16 protein-coding genes are annotated in these 18,130 nt (G+C 64.0%); 7 read left to right on the plus strand and 9 right to left on the minus strand.

The features are described 5' to 3' along the window. Nucleotides 1-5 precede the first annotated feature (5 nt). Nucleotides 6-1,121, minus strand: coding sequence for a LacI family DNA-binding transcriptional regulator (locus F3H96_RS00335; protein WP_188131248.1), 1,116 nt, complete (start codon nucleotides 1,119-1,121; stop codon nucleotides 6-8). Nucleotides 1,122-1,738: 617 nt separating this feature from the next. Between F3H96_RS00335 and F3H96_RS00340 the strand changes: the two genes are divergently transcribed. From F3H96_RS00340 to F3H96_RS00370, 7 genes are all read left to right on the plus strand, one after another. Continuing rightward, complete coding sequence (locus F3H96_RS00340) at nucleotides 1,739-2,701, plus strand: sugar-binding protein (RefSeq protein WP_149789956.1); 963 nt, start codon at nucleotides 1,739-1,741, stop codon at nucleotides 2,699-2,701. 109 nt (nucleotides 2,702-2,810) lie between these two features. Further along, a complete protein-coding gene (locus F3H96_RS00345) occupies nucleotides 2,811-4,382 on the plus strand; it encodes a sugar ABC transporter ATP-binding protein (protein WP_149790622.1) in 1,572 nt (523 codons plus the stop codon). Next, a complete protein-coding gene (locus F3H96_RS00350) occupies nucleotides 4,379-5,374 on the plus strand; it encodes an ABC transporter permease (protein ID WP_149789957.1) in 996 nt (331 codons plus the stop codon). Before F3H96_RS00345 ends, F3H96_RS00350 begins: the two co-directional genes overlap by 4 nt. A 184-nt stretch (nucleotides 5,375-5,558) precedes the next feature. Continuing rightward, nucleotides 5,559-6,401: a transporter substrate-binding domain-containing protein gene (locus tag F3H96_RS00355; RefSeq protein WP_244619865.1), complete on the plus strand. Its 843-nt coding sequence runs from the start codon at nucleotides 5,559-5,561 to the stop codon at nucleotides 6,399-6,401. Nucleotides 6,402-6,651: 250 nt separating this feature from the next. Beyond that, on the plus strand, nucleotides 6,652-7,398 hold the full coding sequence (locus F3H96_RS00360) for an ABC transporter permease subunit (RefSeq protein WP_244619866.1): 747 nt from the start codon (nucleotides 6,652-6,654) through the stop codon (nucleotides 7,396-7,398). Between the two features lie 9 nt (nucleotides 7,399-7,407). Continuing rightward, complete coding sequence (locus F3H96_RS00365; protein WP_244619867.1) at nucleotides 7,408-8,139, plus strand: ABC transporter permease; 732 nt, start codon at nucleotides 7,408-7,410, stop codon at nucleotides 8,137-8,139. After that, complete coding sequence (locus tag F3H96_RS00370; RefSeq protein ID WP_149789959.1) at nucleotides 8,139-8,954, plus strand: ATP-binding cassette domain-containing protein; 816 nt, start codon at nucleotides 8,139-8,141, stop codon at nucleotides 8,952-8,954. The genes F3H96_RS00365 and F3H96_RS00370 overlap by 1 nt, the downstream gene beginning before the upstream one ends. Nucleotides 8,955-9,116: 162 nt before the next feature. On the opposite strand, the gene phnN is transcribed toward F3H96_RS00370, so the two are convergent. The 8 genes from phnN to iolC form a co-directional block, all read right to left on the minus strand. Then, nucleotides 9,117-9,743: a phosphonate metabolism protein/1,5-bisphosphokinase (PRPP-forming) PhnN gene (gene phnN, locus F3H96_RS00375; protein ID WP_188131249.1), complete on the minus strand. Its 627-nt coding sequence runs from the start codon at nucleotides 9,741-9,743 to the stop codon at nucleotides 9,117-9,119. Then, complete coding sequence (locus F3H96_RS00380; RefSeq protein WP_149789960.1) at nucleotides 9,740-10,879, minus strand: alpha-D-ribose 1-methylphosphonate 5-triphosphate diphosphatase; 1,140 nt, start codon at nucleotides 10,877-10,879, stop codon at nucleotides 9,740-9,742. Before F3H96_RS00380 ends, phnN begins: the two co-directional genes overlap by 4 nt. Before the next feature lie 53 nt (nucleotides 10,880-10,932). Beyond that, on the minus strand, nucleotides 10,933-11,640 hold the full coding sequence (locus F3H96_RS00385; RefSeq protein WP_149789961.1) for a DUF1045 domain-containing protein: 708 nt from the start codon (nucleotides 11,638-11,640) through the stop codon (nucleotides 10,933-10,935). 247 nt (nucleotides 11,641-11,887) lie between these two features. After that, a complete protein-coding gene (gene iolB, locus F3H96_RS00390) occupies nucleotides 11,888-12,700 on the minus strand; it encodes a 5-deoxy-glucuronate isomerase (protein ID WP_149789962.1) in 813 nt (270 codons plus the stop codon). A gap of 253 nt (nucleotides 12,701-12,953) precedes the next feature. Beyond that, the gene (locus F3H96_RS00395; RefSeq protein WP_149789963.1) at nucleotides 12,954-13,166 is read right to left on the minus strand and encodes a DUF3329 domain-containing protein; all 213 of its coding nucleotides are present in this window, start codon (nucleotides 13,164-13,166) and stop codon (nucleotides 12,954-12,956) included. 64 nt (nucleotides 13,167-13,230) lie between these two features. Beyond that, a complete protein-coding gene (gene iolE, locus F3H96_RS00400) occupies nucleotides 13,231-14,145 on the minus strand; it encodes a myo-inosose-2 dehydratase (RefSeq protein ID WP_149789964.1) in 915 nt (304 codons plus the stop codon). 42 nt (nucleotides 14,146-14,187) lie between these two features. Then, nucleotides 14,188-16,032: a 3D-(3,5/4)-trihydroxycyclohexane-1,2-dione acylhydrolase (decyclizing) gene (gene iolD, locus F3H96_RS00405; protein ID WP_149789965.1), complete on the minus strand. Its 1,845-nt coding sequence runs from the start codon at nucleotides 16,030-16,032 to the stop codon at nucleotides 14,188-14,190. A 52-nt stretch (nucleotides 16,033-16,084) separates the two neighbouring features. Continuing rightward, nucleotides 16,085-18,019: a 5-dehydro-2-deoxygluconokinase gene (gene iolC, locus F3H96_RS00410; RefSeq protein ID WP_149789966.1), complete on the minus strand. Its 1,935-nt coding sequence runs from the start codon at nucleotides 18,017-18,019 to the stop codon at nucleotides 16,085-16,087. Nucleotides 18,020-18,130: the final 111 nt, after the last annotated feature.

The following is an 18,130-nucleotide window of genomic DNA, read 5'->3' on the forward strand; positions in this document are numbered from 1 at the left end:
CGCGGTCACCGCAATTGTGTGGACACCGCCCCCACGCTCTCCCTCTCCACCAGCGGGCATTCCAGCTTGGTGATGGGGTAGCGGCCGCGGCCGGGCGTCGGCGGCGTTTCAAGCTGCTCGATCGCCCATTGGCCCATAGCCAGATGCGGCAGGATGGAGGTCGTCAGCGGGGGGAAGAGGTGGCGGGCGATCTCCTCGTCGTCATAGCCGACCACGGAAATATCTTGCGGGATGTGCAGCCCGGCTTCCTTCAGCGCCTCGTAGCAGCCGATTGCCGTGCGGTCGTTCTGGCAGAAGATCGCGGTCGGGCGCTCCTTGAGGCCAAGCAGCTTGACCGTGGCGGCATAGCCGGCGCTGGCCGACCAGTCGCCCTCGACAACCAACTCCGGATCGAAGGGGATGTCGGCGGTGGCTAAAGCGCGGCGATAACCCTTGAGCCGATCTTGAGCTGCCTGCATCCACGGCTCGCCGGTGATGGTGGCGATGCGGCGATGGCCATGGCCGATCAGGTGCCTGGTGGCGCTCTGGCCGCCGGCGATCTCGGAGGGAACCACGGCCGGGAAGGCATAGTCGGCGGTGTAGCAATTGAGCAGGATGACCGGGATCTCGAGGCTGTAGAGGAAATCCGGCGCGGCGATCTCGCGGGTGAAGATGGTCATGTAGATCAGCGCCGAGATGCCGCGCCTTGTCAGCGCCTGGACGGCGCGCGGCTCCATCACCGCGTCGCCCATGGTCTGGGCCACCAGCAGCACGTTGCCGGCATTCCACGAGGCCTGCCGCGCGCCCTCGATGGCGACCACCGCCTCGGGGCTGGTGGCAAGCTGGTCGACGACAAAGCCGATGACGCCGTCCAGCCCCTCGAAGGGCGTGATGGCCGGGCGCAGCGCTGAAAACACCGGCGGCGAATAGCCCAGCGCCCTGGCCGCCTCGATCACCCGCTCACGCGTCTGCTGCGACAGCCTGATGCCCGGTGAATTGTTGAGCACGAACGACACCGTCGCCTGCGAGCAGCCGGCGGCGCGCGCAATGTCGGTCATGGTGACGCGCCCCTTTGGCTTGGCGGCTGGCTTGCGGCGCCTGGAAGCCTGGGGAGGATCGCGCAGTTCCGTCGGTTCGCTCATGGTCGTTTCCCAAAACCCCGCTGGCTCTGAAACAAAGGCCGACGGCAACGGCAAGATGGTCGAGGTCGGTGCGCTTATCGAAAACGCATCCGTGCTAATAGGTATTATCACATGCGGCATGCAAATCGCCAACCGCCCGGTGTCGCGATGAAACCGGCCGGACAAGGTCAGCAGTGTTGACAATTCCCGTGCTTTCCGCGCCGAGGCAGGCCCCGTCGCACTCGCTCTCCTCACTCCCGGCGCGTCCTTCGACCAGCGTCTCCTCCGGTTCGAAAGGCCCGTTCCGGCTTCCTAACTAATACTCTTTACTAATAGCTGTAAGCGTTCTACTGTCAACTCGTCGTAACCGTCCGGGCTTCGGACCGGTGCCGGCAGGTGTGAAGGACGCCCGCCCCGATTTCCCGGCAGCAGAGCCGGATTGGGCTCGTATCCATCTCACGAAAATGTCAGACAAATCGGACTATTTACGAACGCCACATGAGTGTCTAGTGTCTCGACCGCGGCCGGATCGGCACCGTTCTTGAGTTGGCGGACCTTTGCGCCACACCCTTGAGGAGGAGGGTTATCCGGGCCGCAGCCGAGACATCAGCGATGAGTTCTACAAGGGAGGTTGAACTATGAAATGTATGATCCGTAACGCATCTGTCGCCGCAGCGGCCCTGTTGATTGGCCTGTCGGTAAGCGCCAGCGTGCGCGCTGACGACAAGCCGACGCTGGCCTTTGTGGTCAACGGCGCGTCAGACTTCTGGAAGGCGGCGGAAGCCGGCGTGAAGAAGGCGCAGGGCGAACTGCCCGACTACAATCTCGAGCTCAAATATCCGGAACAGTCGTCGGTCGCCATCCAGCAGCGGCTGATGGACGATTTGGTGACGGCAGGCGTCAAGGGCATCATGGTCTCGGCCGTCGATCCCAAGACCTCGACCGACGGGCTGAACAAGATCGCGTCGGAAACGGCGCTGTTCACCACCGACTCGGACGCCCCGCAGACCAAGCGCGTCGCCTATATCGGCTCGTCGAACGTCGATGCCGGCAAGCAGGCGGCCGAGATCGCCAAGAAAGCGATGCCGAATGGCGGCAAGTGCCTGGGCTTCGTCGGCCTGCTCGGCGCCGACAACGCCAAGGAGCGCATCCAGGGCATGAAGGACGGGCTCGCCGGCAGCAAGATCGAGCTGGTCGACGTGCGCGGTGACGATATCGACCAGGCGCGTGCCAAGAAGAACGTCGAGGATGCGCTGGTCGCCAGCCCGGACATTACCTGCATGGTCGGCTTCTACTCCTACAACACGCCGCGCATCTATGAAGCGCTGCGCGACGCCGGCAAGCTCGGCCAGATCACCGTCGTCGGCTTCGACGACGATCCGATCACGCTAGGCGGCGTCAAGGAAGGCACAGTCGCCGCGACCGTGGTGCAGCAGCCTTTCGAATGGGCTTATCAGGGCATGAAGCTGATGGCCGCCTATCTCAAGGGCGACAAATCCGGCATCCCGGCCAACAGCCTGATCATCATCCCGACCAAGATCATCGGCAAGGATGACGTCGACACCTACGCCGCCAACCTCAAGGCGATGGCGGGCAACTAAGTCCAAACACCGTTGCGCCGGTTCACGGGCTCGCCTTTGAGCCGGCGTCCATATTGACGGGCCTCGCGAGGCCCGTCAGTCTGTGGCCCACCGGCTGCTGTCAGGCGTGATGAATTATTCCGACACATCCTTCGCTCAATCGACGACCGCTCCGTTCCTGAGCCTCGAGGCGGTGCGCAAGACCTATCCCGGCGTCGTGGCGCTGGACGGGTTCTCCATGGAAGTCCGGTCCGGCGAGGTCATCGGCCTGGTCGGCGAAAATGGCGCCGGCAAGTCGACGCTGATGAAGATCCTCGGCGGCGTGACGCGGCCGGACAGCGGCTCCATCGCCGTCGACAGCGTCGCGCATGACGGACTGAGCGTCGAGCAAAGCATTGGTTCCGGCATCGCCTTCGTGCACCAGGAACTCAACCTCTTCGAAAACCTCGATGTCGCCGCCAACATCTTCTTCGGCCGCGAGCCGCTTCGCGCCGGGCCGCTGAAGTTGGTTGACCGCGCGAAATTGCGCGAAATGGTGGCGCCGCTGTTGAAGCGGGTCGGCGCCAATTTCTCGGCCGACGCGCCGGTGGCATCGCTGTCACTCGCCCAGCAGCAGATGGTCGAGATCGCCAAGGCGCTGTCGATCAAGGCGCGGCTGGTCATCCTCGACGAGCCGACCTCCAGCCTGCCAATGGCGGAGACCGAAAAGCTGCTCGACGTCATCAAGGGGCTGAAGGCGGAAGGCATCAGCGTCATCTTCATCTCGCACCGGCTGCATGAGATCGAGCGCGTCGCCGACCGTGTCGTGGTGCTGCGCGACGGCACGCTGGCCGGCACGCTGGCGAAAGATCGGATCAACCACGACGAGATGGTCAGGCTGATGATCGGCCGCATGCTGAAAGAGCGCGAGAAGGCCGGCGAAGCTACGCGCGCGCCAGGCAGCGTGGCGCTGTCGGTGGATGCCGTGCGCACCAGCACCTACCCCGACCGGCCGGTCAGCCTGGAACTGAGGCGCGGCGAAATCCTCGGCCTCGCCGGCCTGGTCGGCTCCGGCCGCACCGAGCTTGCGCGCGTGCTGTTCGGCATCGACGAGCGGCTTGGCGGCAGCGTCACGCTCGACGGCAAGCCGCTCGATGTCGGTTCGGCCGCCGACGCGGTGGCGAACGGCATCTTCCTGGTGCCGGAGGACCGCAAGCTCACCGGCATCCTGCTCGATCTGTCGATCGCGCAGAATATCTCGCTGCCCAATCTGCCGGCCCATGCCAGGCGCTCGCTGGTCTCGACCAGCGCCGAGCTTGCGACGGCGGAAAAGCAGAAGAAGAACCTCGGCATCAAGGCGCCGTCGGTTGCGACACGCACCGGCACGCTGTCGGGCGGCAACCAGCAGAAGGTGGTTTTGGCCAAATGGCTGGCCATGGACCCGAAAGTGATGATCCTGGACGAGCCGACGCGCGGCATCGACATCGGCGCCAAGGCCGAAATCTACGGACTGATGCGGGCGCTGGCCGATGCCGGCGTCGCGGTGCTGATGATTTCCAGCGACATGGAAGAAGTGATCGGCGTGTCGGACCGCATCGCAGTCATGCATGAAGGGCAGATCTCCGGCATCCTCGACAAGGACGATTTCAGCCAGGAGAACGTGCTTTTGCTGGCGGTCGGCAAGACGCCGAAATTGCTGCAAGCGGCGGGAGGAACGCAATGAGCAAGAAAGATCTCGGCCTGCTGATCCTGATCCTGGTGGTCGGCGCAGTGGTGACGGCCATCAACCCGCGCTTCCTGTCGGCGATCAACCTTGCCAACACCTCCAACCTGGTCGCACTGTTCGGCATCCTTTCGATCGGCCAGGCCTTTGTCATCATCACCGGCGGCATCGAGCTCTCGGTCGGCTCGCTGATTGCCCTGCTCGGCACGCTGTTCATCGACTTCATCGCGGTGCGTGAGGTGAGCTGGCCGCTGGCTTTCGTGCTGATCCTCGTGCTCGGCGCCATCATCGGTTTCGTACATGGCTGGCTGATCACGCGGCTGAAATTGCAGCCTTTCGTGGTGACGCTGTGCGGCCTGCTCATTTATCGCGGCGTGGCGCGCTTCTACACCGCCGACGGCACGGCGGGTTTCGCCTTCGGCCAGAATTTCCCGACGCTCGAATTCCTCACCGCGGGTCGCTCGGGCGGTCTGCCGAACAGCTTCATCGCGCTGATCGTCATCGCCATCGTCATGTGGGTGGTGCTGCACCGCTCGGTGTTCGGCCGCTATCTCTACGCGATCGGCAAGAACGAGGAAGCGGCGAAATATTCCGGCATCCGCACCGGCCAGGTGATTATCTCGGCCTATGTCATCTGCGGCGTGCTGACGGCGCTGTCGGCGATCTATTTCGCCATGTACACGCGCTCGATCTCGCCTGCCAGCCACGGCCAGTTCTACGAGCTCTACGCGATCGCCGCGGCGGTGCTGGGCGGCTTCTCGCTGCGCGGCGGCGAGGGCTCGCTGGTCGGCGTCATCCTCGGCACCGTACTGCTGCAGGAGCTGCAGAACCTCGTCAACCTGCTCGGCATCCCATCCTCGCTCAACTTCGCGGTGATGGGCGGCGTGATCCTGATCGGCGTGCTCGTCGACCAGCAATGGGGCGTCTTCCGCGCCCGCCGCCGCATGATGGAAGCGACGCGCCAGAACGTCGCTGGGGCGCCAGCGGAGTAACCCCGCTCTTCTGTTTGCGGTCCTGATTGGATCGATGCTCGCGGCGGATGCCGCCGGGCAAGTCCGGATTCGCCGGCGGATTGCAACAACGCGTGAACCGGAAAACAACCCTTGTCGGCGAATCGGGGCTAGGCTAAGCAATTGGTATATGAGGGCTCCAAGAACAAAAATGGGAGAAAATACCGTGACATCATCACGTTGGATTGCACTCGCCGCGCTGGCGTTGACCTGTTCGACCCCGGCGATGGCTAAGGACTGGAAGACCGTCACCGTCGCGATGGAGGGTTCCTACGCCCCCTGGAACCAGACCGACGCCAGCGGCAAAATCGTCGGCTTCGAAGTGGACATACTGAACGACGTCTGCGCCCGCGCGAAGCTGGAATGCAACATCGTGGCGCAGGATTGGGACGGCGTCATTCCCGGCCTCACGGCAGGCAAGTTCGACATTGTCATGGACGGCATGTCGATCACCGAGGAGCGCATGAAGACGATCGACTTCTCGATCCCCTACGCTTCCTCGCCGGTGGCCTTCCTTGCCGACAAGAACGGCCCGCTGGCACAGCTGTCCAACAGCGGCAAGATGATCGATCTTTCCAAGGACGACGCCGAATCCAAGGCCGCGCTCGACACTTTGCGCAAGGAACTCACCGGCAAGAATGTCGGCCTGCAGGTTTCGACCACGGAAGCGACGTTTGCCGACAAATATCTCAAGGATGTCGCCAACGTCCATGAATACAAGACCACCGACGAGCACGACCTCGACCTGATGGCGGGCCGCATCGACGTGGCGTTCGCCGACACCACCTATTTCCTCGGCACGCTGGCCAAGCCAGACGCCAAGGACCTGGAATTCGTCGGACCGCAATTCAAGGGCGGCCCGATCCTCGGACCGGGCATCGGCGCTGCTTTCCGCAAGACCGACAAGGACCTGCAGGACATCTACAATAAGGCGCTCAAGGCCGCTCTCGATGACGGCTCGGTGTCGAAATACAGCATGCAGTGGTTCAAAATCGACATTACCAAGTAATGTCGCAACGGGAGCAGCCAGGGCTGCTCCCGTTTTGCATTTAATGCATGTCGCCCAAAAGTGCGTAGCGGTTTTGGGAAAACGACATGCAGCAAAACTTAGTGCATGTCGCCCAAAAGTGCGTAGCCGTTCTGGGAAAACGGCATGCATTAAGGCAAAGCCTTAAAGCGCGTCACCTGAATCCGTTTCGGCGCGCGCTTCGAGGCGAGCAACCCGTCGATGCCTATCTCGGCGCCCGCAGGAGCCGTACGTGGAGTTTCTCAACGATCTCAAGGACCAGGTGTCGACGGCCTATGAACTGCTGGCCGCCGGCTGGGGCGTGCAACTGCTCTGGGGCATCGCATGGACCCTGGCCGTCACGATGGTCTCGATGTTGATCGGCGCGGTGCTGGGGTCGCTGGTGGCGGCCGCCAAGCTTTCGCGTCGCGGCGGGTTGAGATTCATTGGCGAGAGCTACACGACCGTGTTCCGTGGCGAGCCGGAACTGCTGATCATCTACCTCTTTTACTATGGCGGCACGCAGATCCTGACGGGCGTGGCGCGGTCCACGGGGTCGATCGGCTCGACCGATATCTTGAACATGCCGAGCTTCCTGGGCGGCGTTCTGGCGGTCGGCATCATTTCCGGAGCCTATCAGGCCGAGGTCTTCCGCGGGTCGTTTCTGGCGATCCACCGCGGCGAGCTGGAGGCGGCACGTGCCTATGGCATGTCGGCCTGGCTGCGATTTCGTCTCGTCATCGTGCCGCAGGTCCTGCGCCTCGCGGTGCCGGGACTGGGCAATGTCTGGCAGCTGACCATCAAGGATTCGGCCCTCATCTCGGTTACCGGCGTCGCCGAGCTGATGCTGACCGCCAACAAGGCGGCGCGTTCAACGCATCATTCGCTGCTTTTCTACACGCTCGCCGGCATCCTTTACCTGGTGATGACCTCGATCTCGACGCCGATTTTCGACAAGGCCGAGCGTTATACCTCCCGCAGCTTCACGCGGCCGAAATGAGAGGTCGCGGTGGATTTTGATTTCTACCTTTCGACCATGTGGAGCGTGCTGAAGGCGCTGCCGCTGACGCTCGAAATCTGGTTTTCCGGCGTTGCCATCGGCCTGGTCATCGCCACCGGCCTGACCTGGTTGCGGGCATCGGGCTACAAACTGGGCGAATATTTTACCCGCGGCTATGTCTTCGTGTTCCGCGGATCGCCCCTGTTGGTCCAGCTCTATTTGATCTATTTCGGGCTTTCTCAGTTCGATTTTGTGCGCCACAGCCCGATCCTGTGGCCGATCCTGCGCGATCCCATGTATTGCACCATCGTGGCGATGGCTCTGAACACCGCGGCCTATTCCAGCGAGATTTTCCGCGGCTCGCTGCGCGCGGTGCCTGTCGGTCAGATCGAGGCGGCCAAGGCTTTCGGCATGTCGGCATTTACCCGTTTTCGCCTCGTCACGCTGCCGATCGCGCTGCGGCTGGCGCTGCCGGCCTATTCGACCGAAATCATTCTCATGACCAAGGCGACCGCGCTCGCTTCCGTGGTCACGATCATGGAGATGATGGGAACGGCGCAGAAAATCCAGCACGACACGTTTCGACCGATCGAGGTGCTTACCTGCGCCGGCGTGATCTACCTGCTTCTCAACCTGTCGATCGCCAGGCTGTTTGCCTGGGTCGAATACCTGCTTTCGCCCCATTTGCGCCCCGCGCCCGAACAATCCCAGCAGGTCAAACCCGTTCCGGAGGTGTTGTGATGCCGGCAAGTCCCGCCGCTGCCGCGAAAGCAGCACCGTCCTCCGACGAAACGCCGGCCATCAGCGTCAAGGATTTACGCAAGTGCTTCGGCGACCATGAGGTGCTCAAGGGCATTTCGCTCGAGGCCCACAAGGGCGATGTCATTTCGATCCTCGGCTCCTCGGGATCTGGCAAAAGCACGATGCTGCGCTGTATCAATCTGCTGGAGACTCCGGACTCCGGCGAGGTGCGGGTGGATGGCGAGCTGATCCGGATGAAGCCGACCCGGGACGGCCATCAAATGCCGGCCGATATCCGCCAGGTCGAGCGGATACGCGCCAATCTCGCCATGGTTTTCCAGAGCTTCAATCTCTGGTCTCACATGACCGTGCTCGAGAATCTCGTCGCCGCGCCGACGCATGTGCTCAAACGGCCGCGCGCCGAGTGCCTGGAGCAGGCCGAGGCGTTGCTGAAGCGCGTCGGGATATGGGAGCGCCGCAACTACTATCCGCCGCACATGTCGGGCGGCCAGCAACAGCGCGCCGCGATAGCGCGCGCGCTGGCGATGAATCCCAAGGTGATGCTGTTCGACGAGCCGACATCCGCGCTTGATCCGGAACTGGTCGGCGAGGTGCTGCGGGTCATGCGCTCGCTCGCGGAAGAAGGGCGCACGATGCTGGTCGTGACGCATGAAATGGGTTTTGCCCGCGACGTGTCGAGCAAGGTGATGTTCCTGCACAAGGGCGAGGTGGATTCGGTCGGCGAGCCGAAGGAAATGTTCGCCAGGCCGCCGACGCCACAGTTCAAGCAGTTCATCGCCAATTTCAACAAGTAAACCGCTGCTGCCTTGGCGCCAAGGTGTGCTGAGATTGAGGTCAGGCCGAGCCGAAAGTGGTGGCTACCGAGAACCGGAGCGGAGCGTACTTGAAGCACGTGAGCACCGGAAGCGCAGGAAGCCGCTGTTTGCAGGCCGGCCTTACCGGAATATCAACACACCTTAGATCATGTCCGAGAGATCCGAAAATGCCATCGCCTTGCGCAGGACCTCGGCGAAGCGTTCGCCGGCGATTTCCTTGTCGCCGCTGTTGTCGATCGACGTGACGTCCGGTCCGGTCAGCTTGACGCTCGTGCTGCGCGCCAGGCGGGCGAGCACTTCGCCGCGCGATTCACGGCCGCGCGCCGCCAGCCGCTCGGCGAGGATCTGCGGCGTCGCGGTGATCTCGACGACGGCCAGATTGGCGTAGCGCTCGCGCAGCGCCGGGATGACCGCGCGGGACACGTTGGCGACCGCCACATGACCGTTCGCCACGGCCCAGTCGACATCGGCCGGCAGGCCATAGCGCAGGCCGTGTGCGTCCCAGCACAGCGAGAACGCGCCGTCGGCCTCCGCCTCGGCGAAGGCGGCATCGGCCAGCGTGTCATGGTCCTCGCTCGTGCCGTCGCTCGGCCGGGTTATGACGCGGCGCACGAACTCCAGCCGCGTCTCGCCGGCAAAGCGCGCCTTGGCGTAGCCGATCACCGTATCCTTGCCGGCGCCGCTCGGGCCGACCACCGCGACGAAGACGCCGTTGCGGATCGGCAGGCTCTCGGCCAGTTCGCGCTCGATCAGGGCCGAGACCATCATGCGACCCGGCTGCCCTGGCGCCACACGGTGCGCACGACCGGCACGTGGTCGTCGACGCGCACCCGAACCAGGTCGGCGCGGCGGCCGGGCTCGATGACGCCGCGATCGGCGAGGCCGATCGCTTCGGCCGGATTCTTCGTTACCATCGCGACAGCCTGGGGCAGGGTGATGCCTTCGACGACATCGCCAAGGAAGAAGGCAGACTGGATCAGGCTGAAGGGAATGTAATCGGACGACAGGATGTCGAGCAGGCCGTCGGCGGCAAGCGTGCGCGCCGAGACGTTGCCTGAATGCGATGCGCCGCGCATGACGTTCGGCGCGCCCATCAGCACGCCGAGACCCGCCGCCTTCGAGGCCTTGGCCGCCTCTTCCGTCGTCGGGAACTCGGCGACACGCACGCCCTGCTCGATCGCTTCCTCGACATGACCGGAGGTCGCGTCGTCGTGGCTTGCAAGCACGATGCCGCGCTCATGGCAGGCGGCCGAGATGAAGACCCGGTTCGGACCGGAATTGCGGGCCGATTCCGCCATCCGCTTCTCGCAGAATTTCTGGAAGTCGCGGTCCGTCAGCTTCAGCTTGCGCTGGTAATAGTAGGCATAGGTCTCGAGATTGACGAACTGGCGCTGACCAGGGGCATGATCCATCAGCGAGGCGAGCTTCACCCTTTCGTCGGTCTCGAAATTGGCGAAGGCCTTGAGGCAATCCGGCGCCGAGACCTCGCAGCGCAGGTGGATGAAGTGATCGGCCCTGAGCCGGTCCTCGCGTACGCTGTCCTCGATGGCATCGGCAAGCTTGCGGATGTCGTCGGAGGTGAGATCCGCGTCTTCGTCCATCCCGACCCGCAGGGCGTCGAGAACGGTGGTGATTCCGGCCGTCGCGACCTGGGCGTCATGGGCAAGCACGGCGGCGATCGGGTTCCAGCGCACTTTCGGGCGCGGCGCGTAATGGCCTTCGAGATGGTCGGTGTGCAGCTCGACGAGGCCTGGGATGATGTAGTCGCCGCCCATATCCTCGCCGGCTCGGGCAGCGCCCGGTTCGACGGCGGCAATCAGGCCGTCGCGCAACAAAAGCGAGCCCTCGACGATTTCGTCGGGCAGCACGATGCGGGCATTGGTGAGAACGGTTTCGACGGTCATCTCAGGCGGTCCTATCTCGAGCGGTCGGTCGGCTATCGGGTCTGGCGGTCATTTCAGGCTGTCTTGCGGGCCGGGCCACGGCCAAGCGCATGGTGGGAAAGCACCATGAACGGGGCGCCAGGCTCGCTCTCGACAAACAATGTCAGCGCATCCACCGGCACTGGTTGCCGCAGCACGTCGGCGAACAGACCGTCGATCGCTGCACGAAGACGTGGGCTTTCCTGTGGCCCGACGCGCCCCGAGAGCGTCATGTGGAAGCGGAATGTATCGAAGACGTAAGGATAGCCCCATTGGCAAAGGTTGCGGAACTCGTCCGGCTTCAGCGCGTCCGGACTGCGTCGCTCGATCTCGGCCTCGGTCAGCGGCGCGCGGAACCGATCGAAGGCGAGCACCACGTCGCCGGCGAAGCTGTTGAGCGGCGCAAACCGCGTTTGCGGCACCAACGCGAAGAAGCCATCGATCTGGCCGACTGCAAGGCGCGGGATGATGACCGGCGGCGTCGCCTCGGCGAAGGCGTCGAGCGCGGCGCGCAAGGACGCTTCCGTCTCGTTCGACGCCAGCCGGAAAGGTGCTTTCAGCGTCGCGTGGAACCCGTAGCGCCTGGCCGAAGCCGTGTGGAAGGCTACTTCCGCCGCCGACAACTCACCCACGGCCTCGACCGGCCGCGTCGCTGCGCCAAACGGATCGCGGCCCAGCCAGTTGGCGGCAACGCGCGCCAGCGGCTCGTCCTGCCTCGGGGTGTAGTAGATGGCGTAGCGCATGGTCGTTCCTCGTCAAGCGCGCTGCGCCCGAGGGATAATGCGAGGCGCTTCAAGTCCTGGTTTTTGGCATGCCGTTGTCCCAAAAACGCTCAGGCGCTTCGGCGACGTGCTTCAGACCCGCTGCCATAGGTGATTTCCATGACGGATTGACGAAGCTTTCATGGGTTTTCGAAGGCAAGTCCAGCAGCGAGGTCGTTAGCCGACGATTTTCCGGACTGGACCAACGGCTTTTGCCGATCTGTCCGGGTCAGGCTTTCATCAGCCATTCGTGCTCGGCAGCGTTGTGGAACTTCCAGGTCCGCTTCGGTCCGGCCATCACGTTGAGATAGTAAAGATCGTAGCCGTGACAGGCTGCGCAGGGGTGATAGCCCTTCGGCACCAGCACGACATCGCCATCCTCGATCGCCATCGCTTCGTCCAGCTCGCGCACGCCGTTCCGGTCGGCGTCCGTATAGACGCGCTGGAAGGCAAAGCCCTGCGGCGGGTTGAGGCGGTGGTAATAGGTCTCCTCCAGATAGGATTCCGCCGGAAGATTATCCCGGTCGTGCTTGTGCGGCGGATAGCTGGAGGTATGGCCGCCGGGGGTTATGACCTCGACCACCAGCAGCGAATCCGCCGGTTTGCCCTCGGGCAGGATGTTGGTGACGTAGCGCGTGTTGGTGCCCTTGCCGCGCACTTCCTGGCCGAGATCGTCCGGCCCGATGACGCGAACCGGCAGGCCGCCGCCGAGGCCGGGCGCCGAACAGACGGCGAGCTCCAGCCCGGTGTCGGCGGTCACCGACCAATCCGAGCCTTGTGGCACATAGACCGACCAGGGCTTGCCTTCGAAAGGCGACATGCGCTCGCCGAGCAGGCCGAGACCCTTGCCGCCGGCGGAGGCCTTGCCCTTGCCGGTAACGAAAACCAGGCAGACCTCGCGATCGCCTGTCTTCCCGGATACGGTCTCGCCCGGGCGGAGCCTATGCAGGTCGAAACCGACATAGGTCCAGCCGGCGCTTTGCGGCGTGACGTGAGCGACGTGGCCGTGACCCTTGTCGGCCTTGACGAGCAGCTTCGACATGTTGTCTCTCCTATTCCATTGGCTCCGGCGGGTTGCTGCCCCGCAGATTTCGCCGGCTGAAAAGATCCGGCGCAAACCTTCGGAATTGTCCGAGGCCTCCAAACTTCGTCATCCTAGGGCGAAGCAGGAGCGAAGCTCCGTCGCGAAGACCCTTGGATGACGACGCGACGGGCGTTTCGGCCAATCATCGACGCATATGGTCTTCCAGGTAGGCTACTCCCGAACCGTAACAACCTCTGCGCCATGGGTAAGCTCACTCCTTCGGTTCGACAGGAGGCTTAGCCTCCTCGGCCGGCTTGTAGAGGTAGAAAAACTGCCACACGGCGTAGCCGGCGAAGCCGAGCGCGATGACGCCCCAGAACGGCGTGCCGGAAGCGAATTCGATCACCGACCAGACCAGGCAGACCGCGACGACGGCGACGCGGCGCCACAGCGGCCGGAAGAAGGGGTGCTCATAGTCTTTCATCGCGCCAATCCAGGATTTGCCCAAAGCCCATCAAATAGACCGCGCGCCCTGACTAATCCACCGTTCAGGCCGGAAAACCCTGCGTCTCCACCGTGTAGCCGGCGGCCGTCATCACCCGCATCAGCTCCTTGTGGCCGACCTGGGCCATCTTCAGCGGCGGGTTTTTCTTCGGATCCTGTTCGGCCTCGACCACGAACCAGCCCTCGTAGCCATGATCGGCGAAGCGCTGCACGATGGCGCCGAAATCGAGCGAGCCGTCGCCCGGCACGGTGAAGGCGCCGAGCGCCACGGCATCGAGGAAGGACTGCTTCGAACGATCGAGCCCGTCGATCACGCCCATGCGCACGTCCTTCACATGCACATGGTTGATGCGCTTGTGGTGGTTGTCGATGGCGCGCAGCACATCGCCGCCGGCAAAGGCGAGATGGCCGGCGTCGAGCAGCAGCGGGATGCCTTCGCCGGAATCGCGCATGAAGGCGTCGAGCTCCGGCTCGGTCTCGACGACCGCCGCCATGTGGTGGTGGTAGGACAGTGGCATGCCCTGGTCGGCGCACCACTCGCCGAATTCGGTGACGCGACGAGCATAGGTTTTCATCTCATCGCCCGAGAGCTTCGGCTTGGTGGCCAGGGGCTTGGAGCGGTCGCCCTGGATCGAGCGGCCGACCTCGCCATAGACGATGCAAGGCGCGTTGACCGCCTTGAACAGGTCGATCATCGGCTGGATGCGATCCTTGTTCCGGGCCAGCTCCTCGTCGACCAGCGTGCCGGAGAACCAGCCGCCGCAAAGCGTGACGTCGGCCTCCTTGAGGATCGGCAGCATCACCTTTGGATCGTTGGGGAAGCGGCGGCCCATCTCCATGCCGGTGAAGCCGGCCGAGCGCGATTGGCGAAGGCACTCCTCCAGCGATACGTCATCGCTCAATTCCACGAGATCGTCGTTCCACCACGCGATGGGGGACATGCCCAGTCTGGCTTTCAAGTCGTCACTCCAATGTCGGTTCGTTGCAAAGCGGATGCCGGTTCAGCCACGCCGGCTGCCCACGGCCTCCTCATATTTCTTGCGCGCGGCGTTGACCTGAGGCCGCGAGGAAACCTCTGGCACCGCGACATCCCACCAATGGCCGCCGGCCTCGGTCGAGACCAGCGGATCGGTGTCGATGACCAGCACGGTGGTCTTGTCGTTGTTCTTCGCCTTGGCCAGCGCCGTCTCCAGCTCGGCGATCGACGCCACCTTCTCGGCAATGGCGCCAAGGCTTGCCGCATGCGCCGCGAAGTCGACATCGGGCATGACCTCGTGGCGCGCGTCCTTGAGCAGATTGTTGAAGTTGGCGCCGCCGGTCGCCATCTGCAGCCGGTTGATGCAGCCATAGCCGCGGTTGTCGAGCAGCACGATGGTGAGTTTCAGCCCCAACATGACCGAAGTTGCGATCTCGGAATTGAGCATCAGATAGGAGCCGTCGCCAACCATGACGACGACCTCGTCGTCGGGTTTCGCCATCTTGACGCCGAGGCCGCCGGCGATCTCGTAGCCCATGGTCGAGAAGCCGTATTCGGCGTGGTAGGAGCCCGGCGCGCCGGCCTGCCACAGCTTGTGCAGCTCGCCGGGCAGCCCGCCGGCAGCATGCAGCAAGGTGACGCCGGAGCCCATCGCGCGCTGCACGGCGCCGATCACCTGCGCATCCGATGGATAGGCGGCATTGGTCGAGGCCGTCACCTTGGCTGCGGCGGCCTGCCATTCCGTCTTGCCTTTCAGCGCATTGTCGGTCCAGGCGGTGGGCGCTTTCCAGCCCTTTAGCGCGGCGGAAAGCTCGGCAAGTCCCTCGGCCGCGTCGGCGACCAGCGGCAGCGCCCAATGCTTGCCGGCGTCGAAGGCCTGGGTATTGAGGCCGATTATGGTGCGGCCGGCATGCTTGAACAGCGCCCAGGAGCCGGTGGTGAAATCCTGCAGCCTGGTGCCGACGGCAAGCACGACGTCGGCCTCTTCTGCCAGCCGGTTGGCGGCCGACGTGCCGGTGACGCCGACCGCGGCCATGTTGAGCGGATGGTCGTCGGGCAGCGAGGATTTGCCGCCCTGGGTTTCGCAGACGGGAATGCCGCCGCCCTGTGCCAGCTTCGCCAATTCTCCTGAAGCCTGCGAATAGAGGACGCCGCCGCCGGCGATCACCAAGGGCTTCTTGGCGCCCTTAAGCGCCGCGACGGCCGCGGCCAGTTCGTTGCGATCCGGGCGCAGCCGGCGCGGCGTCCAGATACGCTCGGCGAACAGGCTTTCGGGATAGTCATAGGCCTCGGCCTGCACGTCCTGGCAGAGCGAAAGCGTCACCGGCCCGCATTCGGACGGATCGGTCAGCACCTGCATGGCGCGGTTCAACGCCGGGATGATCTGCTCCGGCCGCGTGATGCGGTCGAAATAGCGCGAGACGGGGCGGAAGCAGTCGTTGACGCTCGCCGTGCCGTCGGAGAAATCCTCCGCCTGCTGCAGCACCGGATCCGGCAGGCGGTTGGCGAAGACATCGCCGGGCAGCAAGAGCACCGGCAGCCGATTGACATGGGCGAGCGCGGCAGCGGTCACCATGTTGAGCGCGCCGGGACCGATCGAGGTGGTCGCGGCCATGAAGCGGCGGCGGAAATTGGCCTTGGCATAGGCGATCGCCGCATGCGCCATGGCCTGCTCGTTATGGGCGCGGAAGGTCGGCAATTCGTCGCGCACCTGGTAGAGCGCCTCGCCGACGCCGGCGACGTTGCCGTGGCCGAAGATCGCCCAGACGCCGCCGAAGATCGGCACTTTTTTGCCGTCGATCTCGGTCATTTGCCGGCTGAGAAAGCGGGTCAGCGCCTGCGCCATCGTCAGGCGAACGGTCTTGCTCATTGTTCGTTTCCTCCGGCTTTCCTTGTGCCGCCTTGTTATGCTGCCCGTCTTCTTATGCTGCTTTACGGCCGCGCGCGGCAAGCCACGCCTCGGTCAGCTGCTCGAAACGGGATGCCATGTCGGCGATGGCCTCGTCTTCCGACATCTTGCCGGACAGCCATTGTTCGGCGGCGTTGATGAAGATCGTGCGACCGACGGCAAATCCCTTGACGATGGGCGCGTTGGCGGTGGCGGCGAAGGCCGCGACCAGTTCGTCCTGCGGCGCTTCCAGGCCGAGCAGCACGACGCCCCGGCACCAGGGATCGTTCTTGACGATCACCTGTTCGATCTTCGCCCACGCATTGGCCGAAGCCTGTGGCTCGAGCTTCCACCAGTCGGGCTTGATGCCCAGCGCATAGAGTTCCTCCAGCGCCCGCGGAATGGTGGTGTCGTCGAGATTGCCGTGCTTGCCGGCGATGATCTCGACGAGAAGTTCCCTGCCGACTTTCCGCGCTGCTTCGAACAGGCTCCTCAGCTTCTGCTGCTGCTCGGTCTTCAGCGCCTCGGGATCGTTCGGGTGATAGAAGCACAAGCATTTGATGCAGTGGTCGACCGGCCATTCGGTGAGCTGCGAGCCGATATCCTGCGAGAACTCGAAGCGCAGCGGCCGCGACCCCGGCAGCTCGACGGGGCGGCCGAGCCAGGCGAAGGGATGGCGGGCGAATTCGAACATCGCGTCGCGGCCATATTTCTCGTCGATCAGCATGCCGTAGCCGTCGCGGCCGGCGGCGACTTTGGCCGCCGCCTTAACGGTGAGCACCTTGAAGTCAGGGATGCGGGCGGCATCGGCGCCGACTTTTGCCGCGACATCCTCAAGCTGGACACGGTGGTCGCAGGCCAGCGCCATCAGCGAAGGAATGTCGCGCCGGCGCGTCGTCGCCCAATGGACGTGATTGATCGCCTCGTCCTTGCGCAGCGCCAGTTGCTTGCTGCCGTGCTTGAGGAAAAACTGCAGCTCCTCGAAGGTCGGATATTCCGGCGCGCAGAGCAGGCGCGAGACGGCAAATGCGCCGCAGGCATTGGCCCAGGTGGCGGCCGTGGCGAAACTTTCGCCGCCGAGCCAGCCGCGCAGGAAGCCCGACATGAAGGCGTCGCCGGCGCCCAGCACATTGTAGATCTCGATCGGAAATCCCTTGCCTACGACGCCGTCCTCGAGGTCGTCGCTGATCGGCCCGTCATAGACGATGCAGCCCATGGCGCCGCGCTTGAGCACGATCGTGGCCGAGGACAGCGAGCGGATCGTCTTCAGCGCGCTCAGGCAATCATCGGCGCCGGAAGCGATCATGATCTCTTCCTCGGTGCCGACAATCAAATCGCAATCGGGCAGCACCGTCTTCAGCTGTGCCGAGACGCGATCGGACTTGACGTAGCGCTCGAAGCCTTCGGCATGGCCGGCAAGGCCCCAGAGGTTCGGGCGGTAGTCGATGTCGAACACCACCTTGCCGCCCTTTGCCTTCATCAGGCGGATCGCCTTGCGCTGCGCGGCATCGGAGTTGGGGCGCGAGAAATGCGTGCCGGTGACGACGACCGAGCGGGCCGAGGCGATGAAGGCCTCATCGATGTCCTCCTCCGCCAGCGCTATGTCGGCGCAGTCGGAGCGGTAGAAGATCATCGGCGAGACGCCTTCGTCCTCGACCGAGAGCAGCACCAGCGCCGTCAACCGCTCCTTGTCGGCCTTCAAGCCGTCGACCGAGACGCCCTCGCGCCGAAGCTGCTCGCGGATGAAGCGGCCCATCTGCTCATCGCCGACGCGCGTCAGCAGCGCCGAGCGCAGCCCAAGCCTTGCCGTGCCGACCGAAATGTTGGCCGGGCAGCCGCCGACCGACTTGGCGAAGGACGTGATGTCCTCCAGTCGCGAGCCGATCTGCTGACCATAGAGATCGACCGAGGCGCGGCCGATCGTGATGACGTCGAGCGGCGGATATTTTCCTTCCACGGCTTCGCCCATTCGAACCTCCCATCGGCCTTGTTGTGCAGAGCAGCGTCGTTTTGGACAGCACGCGCTGACGGCGGCATGGTGCCGTCAATATGAAATATTAATTCCAATCTGTAGTCAATA

Origin of the sequence: Mesorhizobium sp. NFR06 (assembly GCF_900115245.1) — a bacterium.
Lineage (GTDB): Bacteria > Pseudomonadota > Alphaproteobacteria > Rhizobiales > Rhizobiaceae > Mesorhizobium.

Excerpts from the sequence above, each read along its gene's own strand:
- F3H96_RS00335 (WP_188131248.1), bottom strand. The coding sequence starts at position 1,121 with ATGAGCGAACCGACGGAACTGCGCGATCCTCCCCAGGCTTCCAGGCGC.
- F3H96_RS00340 (WP_149789956.1), top strand. The coding sequence starts at position 1,739 with ATGAAATGTATGATCCGTAACGCATCTGTCGCCGCAGCGGCCCTGTTG.
- F3H96_RS00345 (WP_149790622.1), top strand. The coding sequence starts at position 2,811 with ATGAATTATTCCGACACATCCTTCGCTCAATCGACGACCGCTCCGTTC.
- F3H96_RS00350 (WP_149789957.1), top strand. The coding sequence starts at position 4,379 with ATGAGCAAGAAAGATCTCGGCCTGCTGATCCTGATCCTGGTGGTCGGC.
- F3H96_RS00370 (WP_149789959.1), top strand. The coding sequence starts at position 8,139 with ATGCCGGCAAGTCCCGCCGCTGCCGCGAAAGCAGCACCGTCCTCCGAC.
- phnN (WP_188131249.1), bottom strand. The coding sequence starts at position 9,743 with ATGATGGTCTCGGCCCTGATCGAGCGCGAACTGGCCGAGAGCCTGCCG.
- F3H96_RS00380 (WP_149789960.1), bottom strand. The coding sequence starts at position 10,879 with ATGACCGTCGAAACCGTTCTCACCAATGCCCGCATCGTGCTGCCCGAC.
- F3H96_RS00385 (WP_149789961.1), bottom strand. The coding sequence starts at position 11,640 with ATGCGCTACGCCATCTACTACACCCCGAGGCAGGACGAGCCGCTGGCG.
- iolB (WP_149789962.1), bottom strand. The coding sequence starts at position 12,700 with ATGTCGAAGCTGCTCGTCAAGGCCGACAAGGGTCACGGCCACGTCGCT.
- F3H96_RS00395 (WP_149789963.1), bottom strand. The coding sequence starts at position 13,166 with ATGAAAGACTATGAGCACCCCTTCTTCCGGCCGCTGTGGCGCCGCGTC.
- iolD (WP_149789965.1), bottom strand. The coding sequence starts at position 16,032 with ATGAGCAAGACCGTTCGCCTGACGATGGCGCAGGCGCTGACCCGCTTT.
- iolC (WP_149789966.1), bottom strand. The coding sequence starts at position 18,019 with ATGGGCGAAGCCGTGGAAGGAAAATATCCGCCGCTCGACGTCATCACG.